Origin of the sequence: Actinomadura roseirufa (genome assembly GCF_900659635.1) — a bacterium.
GTDB lineage: Bacteria > Actinomycetota > Actinomycetes > Streptosporangiales > Streptosporangiaceae > Spirillospora > Spirillospora roseirufa.
In genome coordinates this window covers 1-3,991 of record NZ_CAACVB010000451.1, presented here as the reverse complement: position 1 = coordinate 3,991, position 3,991 = coordinate 1, and the positions used below count along the sequence as shown (strand labels likewise).

Sequence of the window (3,991 nt, the reverse complement as noted above, 5' to 3'; positions counted from 1 at the left end):
GGCGCGCGCGTCGGCAGCGCGGCCGGGGCGCCGGGGGAGGCGTGGACGGCGCCCGCCCGCGTCTCGAACAGCCAGACGCAGGGCGGCGGGTGCTCGATGGAGGCGCGGTGCGCGGCGGCGGCGACCTCGCGCCGCGCGGAGGTGTCCTGGTCGTTGGCGACGACGCAGTAGACGACCGTCCCGGCCACGGCGAGCAGCACCGAGATCGCGCCCGCCACCTGGACGGTGATCCGGCGCCGGGCCCGGGCCAGCAGCCGCCGGTCGGGGCCGCCGCCCCTCAACGCTCGCCCCTCACAGCTCGCCCACCCGGTAGCCGACGCCGCGGACGGTCCGCACCACGTCCTGCCCGAGCTTGCCGCGCAGGTAGTAGACGTAGGTGTCGACGATCGACTCGGTCCGGGCGCCGTCGAAGACCCGCTGCCGGAGCGCGGCGCGGGTGTGCACCTGCCGCGGGCGGATCGCGAGCGCCCGCAGTAATCGGCACTCCTGGCCCGACAGCGGCACGCTCTCCCCGGACGGCAGCCGGACGGCGCGGGCCTCGGCGTCCAGCCAGCCCGCGCCGAGCGGCAGCAGCCACGCCTCGTCGAGGTGCCGGCGGTGCAGCGCCCGCACCCGCGCCAGCAGCTCGTCGATCTCGAACGGCTTGACCAGGTAGTCCTCGGCGCCCGCGTCGAGGCCGGCGACCCGGTCGGCGACCGCGCCGAAGGCGGTGAGGACGAGCGCGGGCACGGTGACGGCGCGGCCGCGCAGCCGCCGCAGCAGCTCGACCCCGTCGGCGTCGGGCAGCCCCCGGTCGATGATCATCACATCGTGCCCGCCGGTCAGCGCGAGGTGCAGGCCGCGCTGGCCGTCGGGGGCGAGATCGACCGCGTAGCCCTGCTCGGCGAACAGCCCGGCGAGCATGCGCGCGAGCTCGCGGTCGTCCTCGACGATCAGGAGCCGGCGGCGGGGGGAGCGGGGGGAGCGTTCTGCGGCGCCCGGTTTCGCGGCCACGACGCAACCGTGGCACCGTGTCGAGTGATCGTCTAGAGGACGGACAGTTGTGGACAATTCCGAAGATCATTGAACCGTTCGGGCGGTTGATACGTCTTCTTGGGTGGCTCCTCCCTTCGGCTCCGAGCCAATCCGCGCGGGCACGCGGACCGGCGCGCGTGCGGGTTCGAGCCGTTCGGGAAGGGCCAGCTTGTAGAGCGGCAGCGCGCTCGCCGTGGTGATCACGGCGACCAGCACCAGCATCGCGAACAGCTCCTGGGTGATCATGTGCTCGGCCAGCCCGATGTTGATGAAGATCAGGATCATCAGGCCGCGGGCGTTCATCAGCGCTCCCACCGCGTACGCCTCGCGCCGGCCGAAGCCGAGCGCGCGCATCGACAGCGCGCAGCCGAAGTACTTCCCGCAGAAGCCCGCCGCCATGATCGTGAACAGGGCGAGCAGCATGGTCCCGCCGGTGATCCCGCCGAGGTGGGTGTTCAGCCCGGAGAAGGCGAAGAACACCGGGAGCAGCAGCGTGGAGACGACGCTCATCATGCGGTCGTGCACCGCCCGCCGGAACGCGGCGTCACGGGGCATGGCGAGCCCGGCGACGAAGCCGCCGAAGACCGAGTAGATCCCGATCCAGTCGGTCAGCCACCCCGCCGTGAGCGGGACGAGCACCACCACGTACATGGCGTTGGGCCCGAGCCGCCCCGTCCGGGCGAAGTCGCGTCCGAGCGGGCGCAGCGCCCGGGTCACCACGGTGAGCATCACGGCGGTGAACACGGCGGACAGCGCGATGGTGCGCAGCGCGCTCGGCAGGCCCGACTCCAGGTGCACCGCCGTCAGGACCGCGAGCAGGCACCACGCCACGGCGTCGTCCACGGACGCCGCCATCAGCGAGATCCGGCCGAGCGGGGAGTTCTCCAGCCCCCGCTCGTACAGCATCCTGGCCAGCATCGGGAACGCCGTCAGCGACAGGGAACCGCCAACGAACAGCGCGAACTCCAGCCGGCCGACGTCGGGCCGCGACAGCGTCCCCCACAGCAGCAGTCCCGCCCCCGCGCCGAGCGCGAAGGACGGCAGGACCCCCGACGCCGCGAGCGCGCCCGCCCGCCGCACCTCGCCGGGCGCCGCCGCGCCGTGGTCGAGCCCGGCGCCGACGAGGAACATGTACAGCGTGAGCCCGATGGTGCTCACCACGTACAGCACGGGCCTGACCTCGGCGGGGAACACCGACGCCTGCGCGTCCGGCAGGAACTCGCCGAACAGCGTCGGACCCAGCAGGACGCCGGCGACCATCTCGCCGAGCACCCGCGGCTGCATCAGCAGCTGCGCGATCCGCCCGCAGACGGCCGCGGCCAGGAGGATCACGACGAGCGCGGGCAGCACCTTGAGGGTCAGCTGCAGGTTCGGGTCGGTGCTCGCGGCGACGACGTGAGCGGAGTCGAAGTGGGCGGGGACGAAGTGGGCGGGGACGGAGGGCGGGGTGGGCGCCAGGACGGTCATGGCTCTCCTCCTTCGGTGGTCACCCGGATCGGTGCGCGACCGGGCATTCCTGGGCGGCGGCGGCCGCGAAGTGGCGCTCGCACAGCCGCCGCCTGCGCGCGTCCCGGACCATGAGGGTGCCGAGGACGAGCTGCGCGAGGCTCCGCCAGAGGTCCTCCCAGCGGTCGCGCAGCCGCATCGCCAGCAGCGCCCGGCGGTGCGCGGCCCCGCCGGGCGGCTCGTCCGGCGGCAGGAGCAGGCAGGGACCCCGGTTGGGCAGCGACCGGGTGTGCGCCGCCGACGAGGCGAGCCCGCGGGCGCGCAGGACCTCCCGCACCGCGGCGCGCATCGCGATCGGCGCCAGCCGCCAGGCCGGGCAGGGCCGGTTCGCGGCCACGCCGAACGGGATGTGGCGCTCGCCTCCCGCCGCGCGGGCCTCGCGGCGGCGGGCGGGGGTGAAGCGGTCCGGGTCGAACCGGCCGGGATCGGCGACGCCCGAGCGGTGGAAGGCCGGATAGTCGAAGCACAGCACGGACCCGGCCGGGATCGTCGTCCGCTCGTCCACCTCGATGTCGCCGGTGGTGATGCGGTGGGCGATCCCGAACAGCGGATACATCCGGAACGTCTCCGCCATCACCTGGTCGAGGCGGCGGTCGCCGGTGTCGGCGCGCACCTCCGCCTGCAGGCCGGGACGCTGGGCGAGGACGAGCAGCAGGTGCGCCGTCGCCTCCGACATCTGCACGACCGCCGTGTTGAAGAAGGTGCCCTGGAGGTAGAACGCCTGCTCGTCCGGGGTCAGGCCGCCGGGCAAGGGGTGGCGGACGTCGTCCAGGCGTCCCGCCAGATAGCGGGTCAGGCGGTCACGGCGGTCCATGTGCCGCAGGCCGGTGCACTTGAGCGAGGTGACGACGTCCTCGGCGTTGGCGACGATCAGGTCGCGGGCCTCGCGCGGGCACGGCTCGCCGAAGACCAGCTCGTAGGAGAACTCGGCCCAGGCGGGCATCACCAGGTCGCGCAGCCGGACCGCCCGCCCGCCGGAGGGCGCGGCGGCCATCGCGCGGGCGAAGCAGCGCGCCGCCGCCTCCTCGGCCTCGGCGCGCGGGACGGCCAGGAAGCCGCGGGTGGCGGCCGCGACCGCGTCGTAGCGCGCACCCGCCTCCAGGTGCTCCTGGTGCACGTGCGCGCCCGGCGACAGCCAGTACCAGAACAGGTCCGACAGGGCGGCGCCCCTGCTGCGGCCACCGGCGGCCGGGTGCGAGTAGACCTCCAGGAACCGGTCCGCGCCGACGAGGTCGCCCGGGATCGTGATCCCCTCGTCCCCGTTGACGCGGGCGAAGACGCGGGCCCGCAGCGCGACGATCCGGCCGGGCAGCCACCAGGGCAGGCCGGCCAGGGCGGCGGCCGCCGCGCACAGCGCGGCCAGTGCGACGGGCGCGGCGGGGGTGGTCAGCATGTCCGCCGCACCATCCCCGGGTCGAGGTCGGCGGCGCGGGCGCAGCCGCACAGCGCGAGACCCCGCGCGACCTCCTCG

Annotated in this window: 4 protein-coding genes; all 4 read right to left on the bottom strand. The window is 74.8% G+C overall.

From position 1 onward, the window contains the following. Positions 1-281, bottom strand: a 281-nt coding sequence (locus E1291_RS39885; RefSeq protein WP_207401211.1) for a hypothetical protein, incomplete at its 3' end; no start/stop codon positions are given. Positions 282-291: 10 nt separating this feature from the next. Further along, positions 292-993 (bottom strand): response regulator transcription factor, encoded by a 702-nt coding sequence (locus tag E1291_RS39880; RefSeq protein WP_207401210.1) that lies wholly within the window; start codon positions 991-993, stop codon positions 292-294. A 66-nt stretch (positions 994-1,059) separates the two neighbouring features. Then, positions 1,060-2,481, bottom strand: a complete 1,422-nt coding sequence (locus tag E1291_RS39875) for a cation:proton antiporter (protein ID WP_131743187.1) — start codon at positions 2,479-2,481, stop codon at positions 1,060-1,062. Between the two features lie 19 nt (positions 2,482-2,500). Further along, on the bottom strand, positions 2,501-3,913 hold the full coding sequence (locus E1291_RS39870) for a cytochrome P450 (RefSeq protein WP_131743186.1): 1,413 nt from the start codon (positions 3,911-3,913) through the stop codon (positions 2,501-2,503). Between the last annotated feature and the right edge of the window lie 78 nt (positions 3,914-3,991).

What these genes read in the sequence shown, in the direction of transcription:
- E1291_RS39875 (WP_131743187.1), bottom strand. Translation starts at nt 2,481, where the DNA reads ATGACCGTCCTGGCGCCCACCCCGCCCTCCGTCCCCGCCCACTTCGTC.
- E1291_RS39870 (WP_131743186.1), bottom strand. Translation starts at nt 3,913, where the DNA reads ATGCTGACCACCCCCGCCGCGCCCGTCGCACTGGCCGCGCTGTGCGCG.